At 42.8% G+C, this 19,053-nt stretch carries 20 protein-coding genes, 1 tRNA gene and 1 pseudogene; 11 read left to right on the forward strand and 11 right to left on the reverse strand.

The window, feature by feature from the left end; all coding sequences use genetic code 11:
- Positions 1–534: 534 nt before the first annotated feature.
- On the reverse strand, positions 535–858 hold the full coding sequence (locus ACUN2T_RS01375) for a CcdB family protein (RefSeq protein ID WP_445495907.1): 324 nt from the start codon (positions 856–858) through the stop codon (positions 535–537).
- Positions 858–1,106: a type II toxin-antitoxin system CcdA family antitoxin gene (locus ACUN2T_RS01380; RefSeq protein WP_445495909.1), complete on the reverse strand. Its 249-nt coding sequence runs from the start codon at positions 1,104–1,106 to the stop codon at positions 858–860. The genes ACUN2T_RS01375 and ACUN2T_RS01380 overlap by 1 nt, the downstream gene beginning before the upstream one ends.
- A 300-nt stretch (positions 1,107–1,406) precedes the next feature.
- Here ACUN2T_RS01380 and ligB point away from each other — a divergent pair, with 300 nt between their 5' ends.
- Positions 1,407–3,143: an NAD-dependent DNA ligase LigB gene (ligB, locus tag ACUN2T_RS01385; RefSeq protein WP_445495911.1), complete on the forward strand. Its 1,737-nt coding sequence runs from the start codon at positions 1,407–1,409 to the stop codon at positions 3,141–3,143.
- On the opposite strand, the gene ACUN2T_RS01390 is transcribed toward ligB, so the two are convergent.
- Positions 3,137–3,754: a trimeric intracellular cation channel family protein gene (locus tag ACUN2T_RS01390; protein WP_445495912.1), complete on the reverse strand. Its 618-nt coding sequence runs from the start codon at positions 3,752–3,754 to the stop codon at positions 3,137–3,139. The two genes, ligB and ACUN2T_RS01390, sit on opposite strands and share 7 nt — an antisense overlap.
- 134 nt (positions 3,755–3,888) lie before the next feature.
- Between ACUN2T_RS01390 and ACUN2T_RS01395 the strand changes: the two genes are divergently transcribed.
- Positions 3,889–5,178 carry a DUF3748 domain-containing protein gene (locus tag ACUN2T_RS01395; protein WP_445495913.1) on the forward strand — a complete coding sequence of 430 codons (1,290 nt, stop codon included), beginning with the start codon at positions 3,889–3,891 and terminating at the stop codon, positions 5,176–5,178.
- Positions 5,179–5,236: 58 nt separating this feature from the next.
- On the opposite strand, the gene ACUN2T_RS01400 is transcribed toward ACUN2T_RS01395, so the two are convergent.
- Positions 5,237–5,557, reverse strand: a complete 321-nt coding sequence (locus tag ACUN2T_RS01400; RefSeq protein WP_445495914.1) for a YceK/YidQ family lipoprotein — start codon at positions 5,555–5,557, stop codon at positions 5,237–5,239.
- A 654-nt stretch (positions 5,558–6,211) separates the two neighbouring features.
- Between ACUN2T_RS01400 and ACUN2T_RS01405 the strand changes: the two genes are divergently transcribed.
- The gene (locus ACUN2T_RS01405; protein WP_350306476.1) at positions 6,212–6,514 is read left to right on the forward strand and encodes a type II toxin-antitoxin system HigB family toxin; all 303 of its coding nucleotides are present in this window, start codon (positions 6,212–6,214) and stop codon (positions 6,512–6,514) included.
- A gap of 3 nt (positions 6,515–6,517) precedes the next feature.
- Entirely contained in the window at positions 6,518–6,877 is a 360-nt protein-coding gene (locus tag ACUN2T_RS01410; RefSeq protein WP_350306477.1) for a helix-turn-helix domain-containing protein, read from the forward strand.
- A gap of 232 nt (positions 6,878–7,109) precedes the next feature.
- Here the strand turns inward: ACUN2T_RS01410 and ACUN2T_RS01415 are convergent, their stop codons facing one another.
- Together ACUN2T_RS01415 and ACUN2T_RS01420 are read right to left on the reverse strand one after the other, a co-directional pair.
- The gene (locus tag ACUN2T_RS01415; RefSeq protein WP_445495915.1) at positions 7,110–8,363 is read right to left on the reverse strand and encodes a valine--pyruvate transaminase; all 1,254 of its coding nucleotides are present in this window, start codon (positions 8,361–8,363) and stop codon (positions 7,110–7,112) included.
- A gap of 205 nt (positions 8,364–8,568) precedes the next feature.
- Positions 8,569–9,126 carry a DNA-3-methyladenine glycosylase I gene (locus ACUN2T_RS01420; RefSeq protein ID WP_445495916.1) on the reverse strand — a complete coding sequence of 186 codons (558 nt, stop codon included), beginning with the start codon at positions 9,124–9,126 and terminating at the stop codon, positions 8,569–8,571.
- A 195-nt stretch (positions 9,127–9,321) separates the two neighbouring features.
- Here ACUN2T_RS01420 and glyQ point away from each other — a divergent pair, with 195 nt between their 5' ends.
- The 3 genes from glyQ to ACUN2T_RS01435 all read left to right on the forward strand — a co-directional run bounded on the left by glyQ (position 9,322) and on the right by ACUN2T_RS01435 (position 12,838).
- Positions 9,322–10,236, forward strand: coding sequence for a glycine--tRNA ligase subunit alpha (gene glyQ, locus ACUN2T_RS01425; protein WP_445495918.1), 915 nt, complete (start codon positions 9,322–9,324; stop codon positions 10,234–10,236).
- Positions 10,237–10,245: 9 nt separating this feature from the next.
- Positions 10,246–12,315, forward strand: a complete 2,070-nt coding sequence (gene glyS, locus ACUN2T_RS01430) for a glycine--tRNA ligase subunit beta (RefSeq protein ID WP_445495919.1) — start codon at positions 10,246–10,248, stop codon at positions 12,313–12,315.
- A gap of 446 nt (positions 12,316–12,761) precedes the next feature.
- A tRNA-Pro gene (locus tag ACUN2T_RS01435) sits at positions 12,762–12,838 on the forward strand.
- A 102-nt stretch (positions 12,839–12,940) separates the two neighbouring features.
- On the opposite strand, the gene ACUN2T_RS01440 is transcribed toward ACUN2T_RS01435, so the two are convergent.
- Genes ACUN2T_RS01440 through ACUN2T_RS01455 form a run of 4 tightly spaced genes read right to left on the reverse strand, consistent with a single transcriptional unit; the run spans position 12,941 to position 15,515 of the window.
- Complete coding sequence (locus tag ACUN2T_RS01440) at positions 12,941–14,017, reverse strand: methyltransferase domain-containing protein (protein ID WP_445495920.1); 1,077 nt, start codon at positions 14,015–14,017, stop codon at positions 12,941–12,943.
- A 16-nt stretch (positions 14,018–14,033) separates the two neighbouring features.
- Complete coding sequence (locus ACUN2T_RS01445; RefSeq protein ID WP_445495921.1) at positions 14,034–14,219, reverse strand: hypothetical protein; 186 nt, start codon at positions 14,217–14,219, stop codon at positions 14,034–14,036.
- A gap of 12 nt (positions 14,220–14,231) precedes the next feature.
- Positions 14,232–15,125 (reverse strand): permease, encoded by an 894-nt coding sequence (locus ACUN2T_RS01450; protein ID WP_445495922.1) that lies wholly within the window; start codon positions 15,123–15,125, stop codon positions 14,232–14,234.
- 57 nt (positions 15,126–15,182) lie between these two features.
- Complete coding sequence (locus tag ACUN2T_RS01455; protein ID WP_350306485.1) at positions 15,183–15,515, reverse strand: PadR family transcriptional regulator; 333 nt, start codon at positions 15,513–15,515, stop codon at positions 15,183–15,185.
- A 106-nt stretch (positions 15,516–15,621) separates the two neighbouring features.
- On the opposite strand from ACUN2T_RS01455, the pseudogene ACUN2T_RS01460 reads away from it, so the two are divergent.
- Positions 15,622–15,936, forward strand: a pseudogene (locus ACUN2T_RS01460) (transposase); the annotation flags it as partial.
- Here the strand turns inward: ACUN2T_RS01460 and ACUN2T_RS01465 are convergent.
- Entirely contained in the window at positions 15,925–16,260 is a 336-nt protein-coding gene (locus ACUN2T_RS01465; protein WP_445495923.1) for a tRNA-dependent cyclodipeptide synthase, read from the reverse strand. The pseudogene ACUN2T_RS01460 and the gene ACUN2T_RS01465 sit on opposite strands and share 12 nt — an antisense overlap.
- Before the next feature lie 252 nt (positions 16,261–16,512).
- Between ACUN2T_RS01465 and ACUN2T_RS01470 the strand changes: the two genes are divergently transcribed.
- The 3 genes from ACUN2T_RS01470 (at position 16,513) to ACUN2T_RS01480 (ending at position 19,052) form a co-directional block, all read left to right on the forward strand.
- A complete protein-coding gene (locus ACUN2T_RS01470) occupies positions 16,513–17,454 on the forward strand; it encodes a cysteine synthase family protein (RefSeq protein WP_445495925.1) in 942 nt (313 codons plus the stop codon).
- A 2-nt stretch (positions 17,455–17,456) separates the two neighbouring features.
- Entirely contained in the window at positions 17,457–18,020 is a 564-nt protein-coding gene (locus tag ACUN2T_RS01475; protein WP_445495926.1) for a phosphoribosyltransferase family protein, read from the forward strand.
- Positions 18,021–18,122: 102 nt separating this feature from the next.
- Entirely contained in the window at positions 18,123–19,052 is a 930-nt protein-coding gene (locus tag ACUN2T_RS01480) for an EamA family transporter (protein ID WP_445495927.1), read from the forward strand.
- The last annotated feature ends 1 nt before the right edge of the window (position 19,053 follow it).

The raw sequence follows: 19,053 nt of genomic DNA on the forward strand, positions 1-19,053 counted from the left end.
ATTTATATGCAAGTATACCCGTTATCTTTCAAGTTGCCTTTTTGTTGGCTGCATTCACTCACCCCGGTCACAGAGTTATCTATGCTCCCGGGGATTCGCTCCCTTGCCGCCGCGATCCATCTTGAAATCCATAGGGTATATTTAGAGTAGCATATGCATTTAATTATTAATTGCAATGCAACAAATAGTTAAATGAATTAGGTTTTCACTGTGATATCCACTCTACGCAGTATATAAAAAAGTTCGTTATCTTGGGATTTCAGAAAGTTATTCCTTCGAACTGCTTCGCAAAGTTATTATCTCAGCCTTGGACAGCCTCTCTTTATCCTCTATTTTGCTGTTATGCATGGATAGCCAAGGAGCAACGGATGCTTAATTTATTGATATTAATCCTGTTCATTATTTTCAGTACATTGATAATTGCGGCTGAAACATTGAATACAGAGAAAAATTGCCCTGATTGAGCGGGTATTTTTTACATTCTCCGCACGAAGGGGTCTGACGGTTCTGGTTATCTTTCTTCTCTTTGCGGGTTCAGGTGTTCGTTATGATGGCATCGAGGGCTGAGATAATTTCATTTCTGGATGAGGCTACGTTGCATACAAAATCTGATTTGTTGATTTTTTTTGCATCCAGAAACGTTATTGCCGGTGTAAGTATATAATAACTGTTGTTATTAATGACCACCTGAGGGGTGATTCTTTTCTGGTTGAGGCTAATGTCATTCTTAGATACCAGAGGAACAATCATCCTTGTTGTTAAATCATCAAAATAATCATTCTGGATAATAAGGTAAAACGGCCAAAGCCTGTTTGTTTTGGCCGATGGATTACGATACACATCAAATTGCTGTGGCATTACAGGCTCCCGAAAAATTCATCGTCTGTAAGCATTCCAGCTTTCGCCATGAATATGTTCATAGCCTGCATATCTTCTTTCTCTTTCTCTCTCTCATCCTGTTTAGCTTTTATAGCCTGCGCCAGAAGGATATCTAGTGTTGCTGAGAGATTCATGTCCATACTACGGGCTTTATCGACTAGTGAAGCCGTCAGGTACACGTTGGTGCTTCTTTTGGTGTTGTTACGGGGAGAGGTAACGATATTCATGGTGTTTACTCCTATGCGCAAAGGTATGCGCATAAGTATGATGGGTAACGGAAAAACAATCAAGTATCCTGCTTCTTGAAAGTCTTAGAATTTAATTATTAATTGCAATGCAATAAATCGTTAAATGAATCAGGTTTTCACCATGATTATCTGTCTGTGCAGTATATAAAAAAGTTCGTTATCTTGGGATTTCAGGAAGTTATTCCTTCGAACCGCTTCGCAAAGTTATTATTTCTGTCTTGGACAGCCTCTCTTTATCCTCTATTTTGCTGTTATGCATGGATAGCCAGGGAGCAACGGATGCTTAATTTATTGATATTGATTCTGTTCATTGTTTTCAGTACACCGGTAGTTGCGGCTGAGATATTGAAGACAGAGAAAGATTGTCCTGCATGGTCACAGGACAAATTACAACGTGAAACTAAAAGCTTGATGCAACAGATGGCTCGATGGGATCAACTCTATCGTCAGAAAGGGATCAGTGAGATCGATGATGAAGTTTATGATCAATTAATGGCGGAGCTAATTCATTGGCAACTCTGTTTGAAACAAGCACCTCATTCGGATTTTCCTGTGGCAGTTATTACGGATAATAAGCTTGTTCATCCAGTTGCTCATACCGGATTAAGCAAATTGAAAGACGAACGGGAAATTAACCGATGGTTGTACGGTAGGTTACCTGTTTGGTTGCAGCCAAAGATTGATGGCGTGGCGGTAACACTGGTTTATCAGAACGGGAAATTAGTTTCATTAATTAGCCGGGGTAATGGTTCCGCAGGCGTGAATTGGACAGCGAAAAGTCAACATATTCCTGATATTCCTCAGAATATAGAAAATTCGCCATCTGATATGGTGTTGCAAGGAGAGCTTTTTCTGCATAAAGAGGCGCATAGACAGCAGTTATCTGGCAGTGATGGCGCTCGTAGTCGGGTCGCTGGTCTGATGATGCGGAAAGAGCATGTGCCAGAATTAAAGCAAGTAGGTGTGTTTATCTGGAGCTGGCCGGATGGTCCTGCCGAGATGGAAGATAAATTGAGAAAACTAGCGGATATGGGTTTTCCATTAGCGCTTCGCTATAGCCATGAAATAGAAAGACCAGAACAGGTCCAGAAACTGCGGATGCATTATTTTGAACAACCTATGCCTTTTGCTACAGACGGTATCGTGCTGAAACAGGGCATTGAACCTAAAGGAAACCAGTGGCGGTCTGGATCTAACAGTTGGGCTGTGGCATGGAAACACCCTTTGCGCCATCAGGTCACACTCGTCAGGGACGTGAGTTTTACTATTGGCAGAACGGGCAAAATCTCAGTGGTGCTTGGGCTGGATAAGGTAAAACTGGATGACCGACAAGTCAGCCGAGTTAATATTGGTTCAGTCCGTCGTTGGCAACAGTTGGATGTGTTACCGGGGGATCGGGTGACTCTTACACTAGCCGGTCATGGTATCCCGAAATTAGATCAAGTGGTGTGGCGGAGTAAAGAGCGTCAGGATATTCAGCCACCGGATAAGCAGCGTTATCATGCGCTGAGTTGCCTGACGTTAACGGTGGGTTGTGAACAACAGTTTAATGCACGACTGAAATGGCTTGGTGAAAATCTGCACATGACAGGTGTCAGTAGCGGTAGTTGGACAATTTTGACTGAACAGAAATTAGTCACTGATTTAACCGGTTGGTTAACACTTTCAGTTCAACAAATTGCGGCCTTACCGGGAATCGGAGATAAACGAGCACAGGCTATTTATTCACAATTCAGCAAGGCAAAAAATCAGCCTTTTTCTTATTGGATGAAAGGTATTGGGGTGCCTTATATGGCTAAGCTGTCTGACGATGTTGATCACTGGCAGCAACTGGAGCAGAAATTAGCCGGAGCACAGTTAAAACAACAGCTCACTGCCGGGCAATTGAAAAAATTGTCTGATTTTATCAATGACGCGCAGATTAAAATGATTGCAGATAAACTGTCAGTGGCAGGGATAACGGGGTTTGACCGGGAAAACGGGGTTGTGGTTAACCCCGTTGATATGGTTCAGTGATCGGAGTGCTCATAATTAAAGACAGGTAATCCAAGACGGTAGCGAATAGCAACCAATCTTGCTGTCAAACCTGCGATCAGGGTAATCAGAACAATGCCGTTTGGCGGTAACGGGGTGTGCTGTAAGCCAATATATAACCAGGCAGCGGTAAAGGAGACACCGGCATAAATCTCTTTCTGGAAAACTAACGGAATGGTGTTACACAACATATCGCGTAACACACCACCGAAAACGCCGGTGATAACCGCCGCAATGGAGGCGATTATTGGGCCATAGTTCATGTCCAGCGCAATCTGCGCACCAATAATGGAGAAGACAATCAGGCCAATGGCATCCAGGATAAGAAATAGACGGCGTAAATGTTTCATCATGGGGGCAGTCCAGGTGGTTATCACGGCTGCGCAGGCGACGGTCACGATATATTCAGGGTGTTTGACCCAACCAAGAGGGTAATGTCCCAGAAGTATGTCCCGAACGGAACCACCGCCAATGGCAGTCACGGAAGCAATAATGATCACGCCAAACATATCCATCTTACGGCGGCCTGCGGCTAAAGCTCCAGTCATCGCTTCAGCGGTAATCCCAATAATATAAAGAACACTCAGTAACATAGATTATTCGATGTGTGCAGCATAAAAAGGTAAGGGTAATGTCGAAATGGTAAAGTCTCGACTGAAATTTTTTCTCTTTATCCATTTTGGATTAGTAATAGTTATTCGAAGAAAACTGATATAAGGATAATAAAGTGTTCTTTCAGGAACGACAAATCACGTTTGGCAATCGCAACCACCAGCTTACCAATACCAATATTTGGACGCCAGACAGTCAATGGTTAGCTTATGATGTTCGTCCTCATGGTGCTTCGTTTACCGGTTTAACGATAGAAAAAATTCATGTACAGAGTGGCAAAATAGATATTATCTATCAGGCGAAGCAGGGTGCTCATGTGGGTGTAGTGACCGTCAGCCCAACAGAACCTGTCCGGTATGTTTTTATTCACGGGCCAGAATGCCCGGATGAGCAATGGCATTATGATTTTCATCACCGGCGAGGGGTGATTGTCAGTGAGGATTTATCCGGAAAAGCAGTCACTCTGGATGCCATGGATATTACCGCCCCTTATACGGCGGGAGCGTTGCGTGGCGGCAGTCATGTTCATGTGTTCAGCCCGGAGGGTAATCGTCTGAGTTTTACTTATAACGACCATGTTATGCATGAGCTTGATCCAGCGCTGGATTTACGCAATATCGCCGTGGCGGTGCCCCTCAAATCAGTGGTGCCGCCTAAACACCATCCTCGTGAACATGATGGTAGCTATTTCTCCGTTGTGGTCAGTAGTACCACTTTTCAGCCGGAGCCGGGCAGTGATGATATTAACCGCGCCTATGAAGAAGGTTGGGTAGGCCAGGCAGGATATCGTAAAGCGGATGGCAATTGGCAGCGTTGGGCTCTGGCATTTATTGGCGATACCATTTCTGCAACAGGGGAAAAACTACCGGAAGTCTATGTCGTTGATTTACCTGAACAGGATGTTGATTATGCAATAGCAGGGGAAAAACCACTGGAAGGTACGGAAACAACGTTACCGGCACCGCCTGCCGGTGTAATGCAGCGTCGTTTGACATTTACCGGTCACAAACGCTGGCCGGGGGTGGTGAATAACCCACGTCATTGGCTACGGGTTTCATCGGGTGGTGAGCAGATTGGTTTTCTGATGAAAGATGATAATGGCATTGTGCAATTGTGGACAATATCGCCAAATGGTGGAGAACCTCGTCAAATCACTAGGGGAAATTGTGGCATTCAATCCGCTTTTAGTTGGGAGGGTAGTGGTCGGTTTGTCGCTTTTATTTGTGATAACAGCGTGATGCTGTGTGATGTGCAAAATGGGCAGATGCGGCGATTGACTGAACGTACTGAACAGGCACCTTCTGCGGATGCGGTTGTGATTTCACCGGATAGTCACCATATTGCATTTAGGCGTGAAGTTGATGGTTATATGCAAATTTTCCTGGTGGAAACAGGAATCAAATAAATATATTTGCCGCCAGTTTGCTATTTACTGGTGGCAATCAATAAACCGGAACGAATTATTAGTTGGTTTTGATCTGGTGTTGTGCTTTTTCTATTTTTTCAATTCGTTCTTTTGGTGAACTTGCTGATTGATCCTCATCGGATTTTATATAGTCATAAGGTAATAAAATGGTATCTAGCAGGGCAGAAAAAGGCAGGTCAATCGCTAATAGTGGCTTCATTATCCAGCCAGTGTCGTTATCTTTCAGCATTTCAATATTCGTTTTTGCGCCGGAATAATAACCATAGTTAGGCCCTGAATGGGTCATAATGCTCGTGCACCCGCTGGTTAACAGCCATCCTAATGTGACGCAAAATAGAATTAATTTATTACTCTTCATTGGTTCTATTGATCTCGTATGGTCAAACAGCCGGAATATTTCACTCTTGCGTTGGTTTGTTGGGTGGTTTTTATTCCCCTAAGTTCCTTAGCTAAGAGCCTTTACGTCATCACTATAATCACGCCACGCAACATTGACCATAGCACTGATACCAAAAAGTAGTGAATTTTTTATGTAACACTACTTTTCTCTGTTCTTCTGATTAATTAAGGAATGATACAAATCATCATAATGATTTAAGTGGTCTATATCTTAAATGTTTTTTAAGTATAAAATTGATTTGGCTTTTATATATCCGTCATGTTATTTCAAGAAGTCCTCTCTTTCCCCATATTACAACAATCCCTTATAATTTGTGGGTTAAACCACATAACGACGGTTCAGTTTCTGACAGAATCAGTGAGTAATAGGTTAGGTATTGGTGGTTCTTTTTTGGGCTTTATAGGTGAAAGACCTAAAAGTGCTGCCAGAAGGCCAGGCAGGTATTATGTGACAGTATCGCCGTGCCGCCGTCAACATGCACTGCGGGATTAACGCCCAAATATAGTAATATGGAACGAGTGGTTTTCTGGTAGGTTCTTCTTGCTAAGAGATTTATCCCATAATGGGACTTTTTCTTGCCTTAAGCCTCGTATTGGGACTATCATATTCCACATGAAGATAATCTCTGTTTCGACACTGAAAGCGTTTTGGGAATCATACCCCAACGCCGAGCAACCACTTAGAGCCTGGGTTGATGAAGCTAAAAAAGCCAGTTGGAAAACCCCGGGGGAGATTAAATCGCAATACCGCAACGCGAGTATTCTAAAAAATAATCGCGTGGTATTTAATATCAAAGGTAACGACTATCGCTTAATTGTTTCTATTTTTTATCCGATTGGCTGGTTGTATGTGAAATTTGTTGGAACACATCAGCAATATGATGCGATAGACGCCAACACAATTGAGCCGGAGTAAGCTATGAATATTAAACCTATCAGAACAGAACAGGATTATAAGGAAGCTTTAAAAGCCGTTTCTCCATTGTTTGATAATCAGCCTGAAATTGGATCTCCCGAGTTTGATTATATGGAAGTCATGGTTTTGCTGATTGAGGCTTACGAGACTGAACACTTCCCGATTGACCCGCCAAACCCTATTGAGGCTATAAAATTCCGTATGGATCAGATGGGCCTCACAGCGAAAGATCTTGAACCAGCAATAGGTCGGGTTAATCGTGTTTATGAAATATTAAACGGTAAGCGCAATCTAACACTACCAATGATTCGGAAACTGAATAAGCAATTTGGCATATCGGCTGAAAGTCTCATTAATGCATAATGCACTCTTGCATTAGCCATCAGTAAACGCACAAAAACCGGCCTATTCAAGCTATTAGATTTAAAACTTTCTGATTAAATAGAGACTGCTTAAGGAGAGTGGGGTAGACAAGGAATGTTTTTTTCTCTTCTTATGCACCACGTATTCTACAAATTCTGATAATAATCATGTAAAAGTCCTCGTTGTCTTTTGGCTCCCGCATTTTCATGCAGGAGCTTTTTTATTGCTGGTTTCAGGCGACTTTTTGATGTGCCAGTTCAATCTCTTCCGCCAGAATCGCAATTCCTTTTTCGATACTTTCCGGATCAGGAACGTAGTTCATGCGCATACATTCGTGAGCATGTGGCCAGTTTTGTTCCAGTCCTGGGAAGAAATAGTGACCTGGAACCATCAGTACACCGCGCTTTTTCAGCCTGTGGTAAAGCGTTTCTGTTGTTATCGGCAGGTTTTTAAACCATAGCCACAGAAAAATGGCACCCTCTGGTTTATGGATCAGACAAAGTTCCGCCGGCAGATAACGACGGATAATATGAATGACGTCTTGAACCCGTTGTTGATAGAACGGGCGGATAACTTCCTGTGACAGGCGAAGAAGGTCATTGCGGCGGATCATTTCCAGTGCCATTGCTGGCCCAATGCCGCCCGGTGCGAGGCTGATGATGCCATTCATGTTACTGACGGCATTGATGATTTTATCGTTAGCAATAATGATCCCGCAGCGGGAGCCGGGCAGCCCTAATTTGGATAAGCTCATGCACAGAATAATATTGGGATTCCACAATGGCGTGGCTTCGCTGAAAATAATGCCTGGGAAGGGTACACCGTAAGCATTATCAATTAGCAGCGGAATGTGGTGGTGTTGAGCGAGATAATCCAGCCGCTGCAATTCTTCGTCAGTGATGACGTTGCCGGTTGGGTTGGTTGGGCGAGAAACACAGATCAGGCCAATCTCGTCGGTAATATTGAGATGGTCAAAATCAACACGGTATTTGAACTGACCTGCTGGCAATAATTCAATATTGGGTTTATTGGCAACAAATAAGCCTTCATCCAGCCCTGAGTCGGAATAGCCAATATATTCTGGTGCCAGTGGAAATAGCACCTTACGGGTAGAACCATCTTCACTGCGCCCGGCCAGCAGGTTAAACAGATAGAAAAATGCGCTCTGGCTGCCATTGGTCAGGGCAATATTTTGTGTACCAATTTCCCAGCCAAGTTTTTCGCGCAGCATCTCTGCCAATGCTCGAATTAGCGTATCTTTACCCTGAGGACCATCATAGTTGCATAGTGTTTCCGTGAGTTGGCCGCTTGCGACCATTTCCGTGAGTAATTGCTGAAAATAGTCATCCATTTCCGGGATATGTGCCGGATTACCACCGCCCAGCATAATTGCCCCGGGTGTCCTCAACCCTTGATTAAGGTCATTCATCAGGCGGGTTATACCTGCGTCTTGTGTAAACTTGTTACCGAATTGAGAAAAAATCATAGCTGTGTTCGTTGTCGGTGTGTTATTTAAATTAGAAAGAATAACACCATACCCTTCGCATTATCGGGGTGCAATCTGGAAAATTATGACTATTGATTATTTAATATTGCATTTAATTTAACATTTAAAATAAAGAGCTAAATGTTTGGTTAATATCCAGCTTTATTATTGGCATTAATCTTGGGGCTATTGTAATTCACTGAATTTATTTTCTACATAAACAGTCAGTTATATGGTCATTGACCAAGCCTGTCGCCTGCATAAATGCATAGCAAGTGGTACTGCCGATAAATTTGAACCCTCTTTTTTTCAGGGCTTGTGATAACTCATCTGAAAGATCTGTTGTTACCGGCACCTCTGTGATGGTTTTCCACTGATTAATAATCGGTTTGTTATCAACAAAACGCCAGATAAAGGTGCTGAATTCCTCACCCTGTTGTTGCATTTTAAGATATGCCCGCGCATTGTTGATAATGGCGTTAATTTTGGCGCGATTGCGGACAATAGCGGGATCAAGCATCAGCTGTGCCACATCATTTTCATCCATGACGGCAATTTTTACCGGATCAAACTGATGAAAACATTGGCGATAGCCTTCGCGTTTTTTCAGGATAGTCAGCCATGACAGCCCGGATTGCTGGCCTTCCAGACAAATCATTTCAAACAGCTTCTGGCTATCTTTTTGTGGTTTTCCCCATTCATTGTCATGGTAAGCCAGATATTCAGGATCAGAGGTCACCCAATTACAGCGTGTTAGTTCCATGATGATTATTTCCGATGTTAATGGTTAATAATTGACTGTACTTTAACTGTATATACATACAAGTAAAATAGCCAGATTAAGATTTTTTTATTTCAGGGTGGAATTGAGAGCGAATTCAGGGCTGTATATCTTAAGGTCAAAGGGTATACTGACCAGCTTCCTTTCAAATTCATATGTATCGCGTGCGGATCCAACATGCAAAAGTTTGATACCAAGACCTTTCAGGGGCTGATCCTGACATTACAGGATTATTGGGCGCGCCAGGGCTGCACCATTGTCCAACCACTGGACATGGAAGTCGGCGCGGGTACTTCTCATCCAATTACTTGCCTGCGTGCACTTGGCCCGGAGCCAATTGCTGCGGCTTATGTGCAACCTTCCCGTCGTCCGACGGATGGTCGATACGGTGAAAACCCGAATCGCTTACAACATTACTATCAGTTTCAGGTCATTATTAAGCCGTCACCAGACAATATTCAGGAATTATATCTGGGTTCCCTGAAAGAGTTGGGGTTGGACCCGACGGTTCACGATATCCGTTTTGTTGAAGATAACTGGGAAAACCCGACATTGGGTGCCTGGGGCTTGGGCTGGGAAGTGTGGCTTAACGGCATGGAAGTGACTCAGTTCACTTACTTCCAGCAGGTCGGTGGCCTTGAGTGTAAGCCGGTAACCGGCGAGATTACTTACGGTCTTGAGCGTCTGGCGATGTATATCCAGGGCGTGGACAGTGTTTATGATCTGGTTTGGTGCGATGGCCCACTGGGTAGAACCACTTATGGTGATATTTATCATCAGAATGAAGTAGAACAATCTACTTATAACTTTGAGTATGCAGATGTCGATTTCCTGTTTAGTTGCTTCGAGCAATATGAAAAAGAAGCTCAGGCGCTGCTGGCGCTGGAAACGCCGCTGCCTCTGCCGGCTTATGAACGTATTCTCAAAGCGGGGCATACATTCAATTTGTTGGATGCCCGTAAAGCTATCTCGGTGACTGAACGTCAGCGCTATATCTTGCGTATCCGCACCCTGACCAAAGCTGTTGCAGAAGCGTATTATGCCTCCCGCGAGGCGTTGGGCTTCCCTATGTGTAAAAAGAATCAGAACTAAGAGGCTGTCATGACTCAACAGACTTTCCTGGTGGAAATCGGCACAGAAGAGTTGCCGCCGAAGGCTCTTCGTTCACTGGCTGAAGCATTTGCAGCTCATTTTGCGGCAGAACTGGATAACGCTAATTTGGCTCATGGTGAAGTGAGCTGGTTTGCCTCTCCGCGTCGTCTGGCGCTGAAAGTCGCCAACTTGGATGAAGCGCAGGCTGACCGTGAAGTGGAAAAACGTGGCCCGGCGATTGCTCAGGCATTTGATGCGGAAGGTAAACCGACAAAAGCGGCTGAAGGTTGGGCTCGTGGTTGTGGTATTACGGCTTCTCAGGCTGAACGTTTGGTGACGGATAAAGGCGAATGGTTACTGTACCGTGCGCTGGTTAAGGGTTGCAGTGTTAAAGTGTTGCTGGCGGATATGGTCAGCCATGCTCTGAGTAAGTTGCCGATACCTAAATTAATGCGTTGGAGCGATAGAGAGACTCAGTTTGTTCGCCCGGTGCATACCGTTGCAATGTTGTTCGGTAATGAACTGATTGAAGGTGACATTCTGGGCATCAAATCCGCGCGTGTCATTCGTGGTCATCGTTTTATGGGTGAGCCTGAATTCACGCTTGACAATGCGGAACAGTATCCGGCGATTTTGCAGCAACGCGGTAAAGTGATCGCGGATTATGAAACCCGTAAGGCGCTCATCAAGCAGGATGTGGAACAAGCCGCTGTTCAACTGGGTGGCATTGCAGATGTTAGTGACAGCCTGTTGGACGAAGTTACTTCACTGGTTGAATGGCCGGTTGTGCTGACGGCGAAATTTGAAGAGAAATTCCTCGAAGTGCCAGCAGAAGCGTTGGTTTATACCATGAAAGGGGACCAGAAATACTTCCCGGTTTATGACAATGCCGGCAAGTTGATGGCGAACTTTATTTTTGTCACCAACATTGATTCTTCTGATCCACAGCAAATCATTTCTGGTAACGAAAAAGTGGTTCGTCCGCGTTTGGCTGATGCGGAATTCTTCTTTAAGACGGATCGTAAACAGCGTCTGGAAGATAACCTACCTCGATTAGAAACAGTTCTATTCCAGAAACAGCTTGGTACTTTGCGTGATAAAACGGATCGTATTCAGGCGCTGGCTGGCTGGATTGCAGAGAAGATCGGCGCTGATGTTGATCATGCTACCCGTGCTGGCCTGTTGTCTAAATGTGACCTGATGACCAACATGGTATTTGAGTTTACCGATACGCAGGGTGTGATGGGGATGCATTACGCCCGCCATGACGGTGAAGCGGAAGAGGTTGCTCTGGCACTGAATGAGCAATATCAACCGCGTTTTGCCGGTGATGAGTTGCCTTCTTCCGGCGTTTCTTGTGCGTTAGCCATTGCGGACAAAATGGATACTCTGGCGGGTATTTTTGGCATTGGTCAGCATCCAAAAGGCGATAAAGACCCGTTTGCGCTGCGTCGTGCTGCGCTGGGTGCTTTGCGTATTATCGTTGAGAAAAAACTGCCGCTGGATTTGCAGGCACTGACAGAAGAAGCGGTTCGTCTGTATGGTGACAAGCTGACGAATACCAAAGTTATCGATGAAGTAGTGGAGTTTATGCTTGGTCGTTTCCGTGCCTGGTATCAGGAGCAGGGTTACAGCATTGATACCATTCAGGCTGTATTGGCGCGTCGTCCAACGCAACCCGCTGATTTCGATGCCCGTGTTAAAGCCGTCACTCATTTCCGTACATTGGAAGCCGCCGCAGCGTTGGCTGCGGCGAATAAGCGTGTTTCTAACATTTTGGCTAAGTCTGAAGAAACACTGAATGAAAAAGTGAGTGCCTCTGTACTGAAAGCGCCTGAAGAGGTGAGGTTGGCAACGCATCTGTTGGTTTTACAGGATAAGCTGGCACCTTTGTTTGCTGAGGGGCACTATCAGGAAGCGTTGGTTGAATTGGCTTCTCTGCGTGAAGTTGTCGATGCTTTCTTTGACAATGTCATGGTGATGGATGAAGACCAGCAGGTGCGCGTGAATCGCTTAACCTTGTTAAGTGAATTGCGTGAGTTATTCCTGAAAGTTGCGGATATTTCGTTACTGCAATAATAACCTGAAATAGTCAATTCCGGCTGTTGTGAGATGCAATGGCTGGAACTTAACACCTCTAATAAATTGACTGCCGAAACTTTGGCTAAGAGTGCTCGTGGTGAATGGAAGGAATTTCGTGATGCTCACATTGAGCCTGATTGATTATTGATTTACAAAGTAGTTGGTGATGTCGTTAGTTTTGAATGAACAGGAAGACATTCTGACTTATTTGATGAATAAACCTTTCTAGGGGTACTGGGTAGCAGGTTAAAATAACTTAGTCACGAAAAAGAAAGTCCAGATTTAGCTACAACATTATTTTTTACCTAATTGACGTATTTCTGTGAAATCCGTGAGAAAGTACGGCATAACGGCATTCACGCTGTTTTTATCAGCAACTAACCTATGATTATCGAAAAGGTATTGACGGCCTACAACGAGCGCAGTAAGATGCGGCTCGTTTTCGGCGAGTAGCGCAGCTTGGTAGCGCAACTGGTTTGGGACCAGTGGGTCGGAGGTTCGAATCCTCTCTCGCCGACCAGATAATAGTTTGGGGATGTTCAAGTAGCTCCGCGAACTTAAAGAAATTAGGAAAGCCTTACAGTTGTTGCTGTAAGGCTTTTTGCTATTCGGTAGCATTCATTCAACAGCCACAGTTGTTTGGGGCATCGGTTTGCATAACTTTAGTATCAGCATCAAATTGCTTCGACTTTCCACTGTTGAAAAGACCATAGTGTTTCTTCCCGTCACCCATTAAATCAAAAAGTGTATGGTAACGACTTTTGGTGGTCATATCGGCGGTATTGCGGCATACGGGGACCGCTCTGCCTGTCTCAAAAATATGTTCTCGATCAAGCACAAACAGATCCGGTGCATCCGGTAAATTGCCTTTGTAAATGGCAATTTGACCATAATCCTCACAACGGTCTTCCAAATCTAATTTGAACAGCTTCAGCGTCATTGAATACAGTTTTGCACCGCCTAGCTTTGTTTCGATCTCTTCATTGTTTATGGACTTTAAATGGCTATGGGTTATACGGACATCATTAAAGCCGGTTGTTCTTGCTAGCCGTATAAAATCCTCAAAATACAGAACGTCACCGATACATTCACCAACAACTTGTGGATCATCTTTCAGTGATTGGTCCAGTCTTCTATCTGAAAAAATATCAGAAAAGTAGATTTCGCCGCCAGGTTTGAGTAAGCGAGCCATACCAGCCAGCACATTTGCCTTAGATATAGACAGATTGATGACACAGTTTGAGACGATAACGTCGATACTGGCAGGTGGTAAATCTAGTTCCTCCAGTGATTCGATATGCCCTTGTTGAAAATGAACATTGGTGGATGGGTAGCCAAAGATCTGACGATGATAGTCGACAAAGCTCTGGGCAAACTTGATTTGTGCTGCTGTTGCATCAATACCAATGACTTTACCCTCAGCGCCTACGAGATGAGACAGAATAAAGCAATCCTGCCCACTACCACATCCTAAATCCAGCACTGTGGTTCCTTCCAGTAAGGGAGGGAAAGGGGCACCGCAACCGTAAAAACGCATCTGTACATCAGGATGGATAAGCTTAAGAATTTCTTTGATTCTGTCTGGAGGGGGGGCGTTCATAGAACATATATTCGTAGCGAGATCCTGTTTGTTGGACAGTGTTTCGCCATAATAGTGTTGTATGTCTTTAATCCGTTGTTTAAGCAATTGTTCGTTCATCTTTTTCTTCCTTAAACTAAACATTCTTGGGTGCTTGGTTTTCTTCTTTAGCACCTTTGGTATTTTTCTTACAGCAATCAGAGTTTTTTTCCTTTGAAATATCTTGAGCTTCCTCAGTCACCTCTTCAATCCGCATTGCACAACATGCGGAAGTTTCCTGTTTACCGAATAAACGGGCAATAAACCCTTTCTTCTCAGACATAACGGTCTCCTTTCAGGCAAATAATAGATTAGCGATATACCCTACCCCGATCGCAACACAGAAAATGGTCAGGACAAAAACCGCCACTAAACGGGGACGGAAAATGGTATTGAGCAGAATAACTTCTGGAATGCTCGCCCCTGCGCCAGCAATAATCAGTGCTGCGACAGCGCCTATACTCATCCCTTGAGATTGCAATGCTAAACCGATAGGGATCAATGTTTCTGCACGAATATAGAGTGGGATGCCTACAGCTGCTGCAACGGGAATGGTGAATGGATTATCGGCTCCGGCAATATTGGCAATCCATTCTCCCGGTACTACACCGTAGATTAAGGAACCGATACCTGCACCGATAAGTAAATAGGGCAGGGAAGTTTTAAACAGACTGAATGCAGCATGACTGGCGCGGTAGAGGCGAGACTTTAAATCCGTTACTTCCAGAGAGTGGTTATCACCGACTACACGCACTTTTTTGACATCTCGTTCTAAACCAAAGAACTGCCAGATTGCCCCCACTGCGACAGAGAGAATAAAAGCAGAAGCGCCATAAAATAGTGTGAATTTCCAACCAAGCAATGTCACCAGCAAACCCAGAATAACTGGATTGAGTATTGGTGAAGAGACAAGGAAAGACATAGTGGCACCAAATGGTGCACCTGCATTAAGCAGACTGACGGTAACTGGAATGGTTGAGCAGGAGCAAAATGGTGTTACTGCCCCTAATCCTGCGCCAACGAGATTGCCACGCAAACTACGCCCGGTAAGCAGGCGCTGCACTGTGCTGGCTGGTATGTACTCCTGCATCATTGCGACAATGAAACTCACAACTAAAAACAGAACGATCAACTCGGTACTTATGATGGTAAAAAATTTAAGTGTTTCAGCAAGAGAGTTTAGATTCATTATATATTCCTGATCAATGCATAGATGAGTAATGTATATAGTTAAAAAAAACCGTCATTACTGACGATTGATATGTGCAACGACTTCCATCCAAGCTTCTACAGCGACAGCGAAGGCTTCACGCCCTTTATCTGTTAATGTGTAGACTTTACGTCCACGACCTGCAACTGTTTCGTTGTGCACGGTTACATACCCACCTTGCTCAAATTCGCGTAGCACTGGATAAATTGTACCTTCAGTGGGTGCGCAGCAGCCTTGGGTTGAACACTCAACTTCACGGGCAATTTCGTAGCCATGCATAGGCCGTTGTTGTAGGACACTGAGAATAAAAAACTTGGATAAACTCATCTTAATGATGCCATTCCAATACATTCGATCAGTGTAGTCCACTGCTGTTCTCCCAGCAGTCGTAGGGGTTTTTTTAGATTTGTTCATAACGTCATCATATGCATTGAGCATCAAGGTGTCAATATATAAGCTATTTCCTGATTATTTCAATGGTTTCCTGAAACGGCGCGGCAAAGCGGTGCTGGCAGACAAAGGGGACTCGAGTAGAAAGCTTCGCGGTTATCTGCGTAAATTGAAGATCAAGAGCGTAATTCCTTATAAAATCAATGAAAAAGGCTGTTCTGATGGTCGTACGCAATTTGATGAACCGGCTTATCGTAACCGCAATGTTGTCGAACGCTGTTTCGGTTTTCTGAAAGGAAATCGGCGTATTGCAACCCGTTACGAAAAAACCGCCCGACACTATTTGTCCATGGTGAAATTAGGCTGTATTCGACTCTTTTACAGGCGGTTAAATAATTAAGGGACGCAGCCTAGAATCCTCAGTTCCACTAGCGGCTAAAAGGCGTGAAGCTTCACGTTCACAAGGTAACAATATGTCGATTTGTCGGAAATAATGACTTGACCACTGAATAAGGTCTACAACATAGTCCTTTGAAAAACGCGAGTTAAAGGGGCTTATTCCTATTAGCGCATGGTCACCTCTCTGGATAATTTGGTCACAACGAGAGGTTTCACCTTGAACAGTAAATGATGTTGAATTCTCTTTTAACAACGCTGAATGAGTTGATAATGCTTGATTGTTCGTTTCTTTAAAATATTTTCTTCTAGCAGATAATATTTCCATTTCTTGCTTACCTGTGATCCTTGTGGCGAAATTATATTCATGCTAATAATAGCGTAATAATAAAATAACATCAAATTACTATCAATGATGTTTAATATTTTTGTTGTTATAATTACTGTGTTAATTTTATGATAAATAAGACTTAATTTCCCCACTTGAAAAATATATCTCATTTATTGAATTGCTTGTTTAAAAAAACATAATAATAGTGTATGAATATGATCTTCTATAAATATGAGCTGGAATATAAATGTGAAATTAAGTGATATAGGTAATACAACTTTACTCGAGATTGATAAATTTAAAATAAACGGTAATAGAGTATTTTCGAAGTGTGAATATCGGAACCCGACAGGAAGTCACAAAGACAGAACGTTTTTACACATTGTTAATACTCTTGAGAAGGAAGGTAAAATACAGCAAGGCATGACGCTGATTGACTGTTCGACAGGGAATGGCGGGGCCGCATTAGCATGGATAGGAAGAGAGAAAGGGTATAAGGTAAAAATATTCATGCCTGAAGGGATGACAGATGAGCGTAAAGAGCAAATAAGGTTTTATGGTGCAGAGATTTATGAGACGCCGAAGGAATTATTTCTGAATGGAGCAGTTTCAGCAGCAAAAGATTATGCCGAAGACAAAGATGATGTTTTTTTCCTTGACCAATCAGGCACAACGCTAAATAAGGAAGCCTGGTATGTCTGTGGAGAGGAAATCATTAAAGAATTAAAAGAGAATAATATTGTTCCTGATTATTTTATTTGCTCAATAGGGACAGGCGGTACTTTCTCAGGGATTGCTGAAGTTTTAAAACGAGAATATAGCAATATAAAAACAATTGGCATTGAAGTCAGCAGTTCTGCACCGCTATATGCAATGAGGAAAGGCATTCATTTTGAACATCATCATCATAATCTGATGGGGCTTGGTGCGGGTGTACTATCGGTTAATACTGTTCCGGAGTTAGTTGATGAAGTGCATACAGTCGAAGGGGATGAAGCCTGGAATAGAATGAAACAGTTTATATTAACGGATGATCTTGGTATAGGTCCTACGTGTGGTGCCAATTTATTGGTGTGTGAAAGAATGCTGCAAAAATTACATAATAAAGTATTGATCACTTTATTCTTTGACAGTGCCTGGAAATATCAAAGTCGTTGGAATGGTGTTTACCCTGAATATAAGGAAGATTGAGAATGTTATTAAAAGACGTTTATGAGAATGCAAGGGTTGTTAATTCGGGTAAAGTTTTGACAACGGTTAATGAGTTTACGGATCAGCTACCTGCGTTGAGGCCTGAGGTTTTGATAGAAGTTGCTCATAAAATAATTCAATTAATGGATTTTAAAGTAGATAAAATTGTCACAGAAGAAGATAAAGGCGCTCCATTGGCCACCGCCGTTTCTCTCTTTACAGGGATACCATTGGCAATGGCCAGATGGTATCCCTATTGTTTAGATGAGCTGAATAATAATATTGTGCAGATTAGTTCCGAATATTTTGAAGGAAAAATGTATCTCAATGGTATTGAACCAGGTGATCAGGTCGCGATTATTGATGATACGTTAAGTACCGGTGGCGCGGTTATATCCCTTATAGAAGCAGTACAACGGAGTGGTGGTGAGGTTAAAGATGTCATCTGTGCGGTAGAGAAAATCCAGAATAATGGCAAAGTGAAAGTGAAAGATAAAACGGGCATAGAAGTGAAAACGATTATGAAAATTTATCTTGAGCATGAAAAAGTTACAGTTATTGAGTAAAATAAATATGAAAACAACTGTCATTAAAGATAAATTTGAAATAATAAAAGACATTCAGAGTAAACAGTTTAATTTTTGGAGAAATAAATCAATAGGTGATATATGTCTTCATATAATGGTGTAATATATGGGGTTGTTTTTTGTCTCATAAGTGCCGTATTTGATGTGTTTGTTGCGTATTTAACGCAATCGATAAACTCGGCTATTGTTATTTTTTATTGTTTTATATCATCCACTTTTTTGTTCATGACTATAAGTGTCTTTAAGGGGGTTGATGAATTAATCTTAAAGGTTCGTAAGAACACATTATTGGTGTTAATTGTTAATATCTCAGTTTTATTAAATTGGGGAGGATTAATAATTTCACTTCGTTTTCTTGAGCCTGCTATAGTTGGTGTGGCTTCAGTGGCTTGTGGTCCGGCAATAACTATCCTTCTCTCGTCTTTAATGGATAAAGATGAGGCGAAAACGGAAAAACTGGAAGTTGTCATATCTTGGTTGGTTTTGATTGGGGTAGGCGTTATGTTGGTAAATTCATTTCTGGGGAATAGTGGTTTATCATCAACTTCAACCCAGGATAGAATTATCGGCATTGTCAGTGTGATACTCAGTGCTGTGGGAACCGTATTATACACTATTTTTTCTAAGAAATTATTCAGGGAAAAATGGAAAACGTATGAGATATTGTCTGTTCGAAATGTTTTAATGGTTATACTTTCTTTCTGTTATATTTCTCTATCCGATGTTCCTTTTGGTCTGAATATCGAAATGATGCTTCCGATGTTTATTCTGGTGATTATTGGGCATTTACTTCCAATCTATCTTGTACAGAAAACAATTAATGCGATTAAGCCACTTCATGTCTCTTTATTACTATTGTTAATACCCGTCTTTGTGATTTGTTTTCAATATGTTGATTCGCGTATCGCTTTTTCTGTTGAGAGTCTGATCGCAGTTCTGGTTATCGTTTCTTTGTTAACTATTCTTGGTGTGAGTAAAATAAAAAAGACGAAAGGGTATAGTGAGGGATAAA

It is taken from the genome of Photorhabdus machadonis, from assembly GCF_052657765.1.

Bases quoted from the DNA above. Each gene is read 5' to 3' on its own strand.
- ACUN2T_RS01375 (WP_445495907.1), bottom strand. From the start codon at position 858: ATGCCACAGCAATTTGATGTGTATCGTAATCCATCGGCCAAAACAAAC.
- ACUN2T_RS01380 (WP_445495909.1), bottom strand. From the start codon at position 1,106: ATGAATATCGTTACCTCTCCCCGTAACAACACCAAAAGAAGCACCAAC.
- ligB (WP_445495911.1), top strand. From the start codon at position 1,407: ATGCTTAATTTATTGATATTGATTCTGTTCATTGTTTTCAGTACACCG.
- ACUN2T_RS01390 (WP_445495912.1), bottom strand. From the start codon at position 3,754: ATGTTACTGAGTGTTCTTTATATTATTGGGATTACCGCTGAAGCGATG.
- ACUN2T_RS01400 (WP_445495914.1), bottom strand. From the start codon at position 5,557: ATGAAGAGTAATAAATTAATTCTATTTTGCGTCACATTAGGATGGCTG.
- ACUN2T_RS01405 (WP_350306476.1), top strand. From the start codon at position 6,212: ATGAAGATAATCTCTGTTTCGACACTGAAAGCGTTTTGGGAATCATAC.
- ACUN2T_RS01410 (WP_350306477.1), top strand. From the start codon at position 6,518: ATGAATATTAAACCTATCAGAACAGAACAGGATTATAAGGAAGCTTTA.
- ACUN2T_RS01415 (WP_445495915.1), bottom strand. From the start codon at position 8,363: ATGATTTTTTCTCAATTCGGTAACAAGTTTACACAAGACGCAGGTATA.
- ACUN2T_RS01420 (WP_445495916.1), bottom strand. From the start codon at position 9,126: ATGGAACTAACACGCTGTAATTGGGTGACCTCTGATCCTGAATATCTG.
- glyQ (WP_445495918.1), top strand. From the start codon at position 9,322: ATGCAAAAGTTTGATACCAAGACCTTTCAGGGGCTGATCCTGACATTA.
- glyS (WP_445495919.1), top strand. From the start codon at position 10,246: ATGACTCAACAGACTTTCCTGGTGGAAATCGGCACAGAAGAGTTGCCG.
- ACUN2T_RS01440 (WP_445495920.1), bottom strand. From the start codon at position 14,017: ATGAACGAACAATTGCTTAAACAACGGATTAAAGACATACAACACTAT.
- ACUN2T_RS01445 (WP_445495921.1), bottom strand. From the start codon at position 14,219: ATGTCTGAGAAGAAAGGGTTTATTGCCCGTTTATTCGGTAAACAGGAA.
- ACUN2T_RS01450 (WP_445495922.1), bottom strand. From the start codon at position 15,125: ATGAATCTAAACTCTCTTGCTGAAACACTTAAATTTTTTACCATCATA.
- ACUN2T_RS01465 (WP_445495923.1), bottom strand. From the start codon at position 16,260: ATGGAAATATTATCTGCTAGAAGAAAATATTTTAAAGAAACGAACAAT.
- ACUN2T_RS01475 (WP_445495926.1), top strand. From the start codon at position 17,457: ATGTTATTAAAAGACGTTTATGAGAATGCAAGGGTTGTTAATTCGGGT.
- ACUN2T_RS01480 (WP_445495927.1), top strand. From the start codon at position 18,123: ATGTCTTCATATAATGGTGTAATATATGGGGTTGTTTTTTGTCTCATA.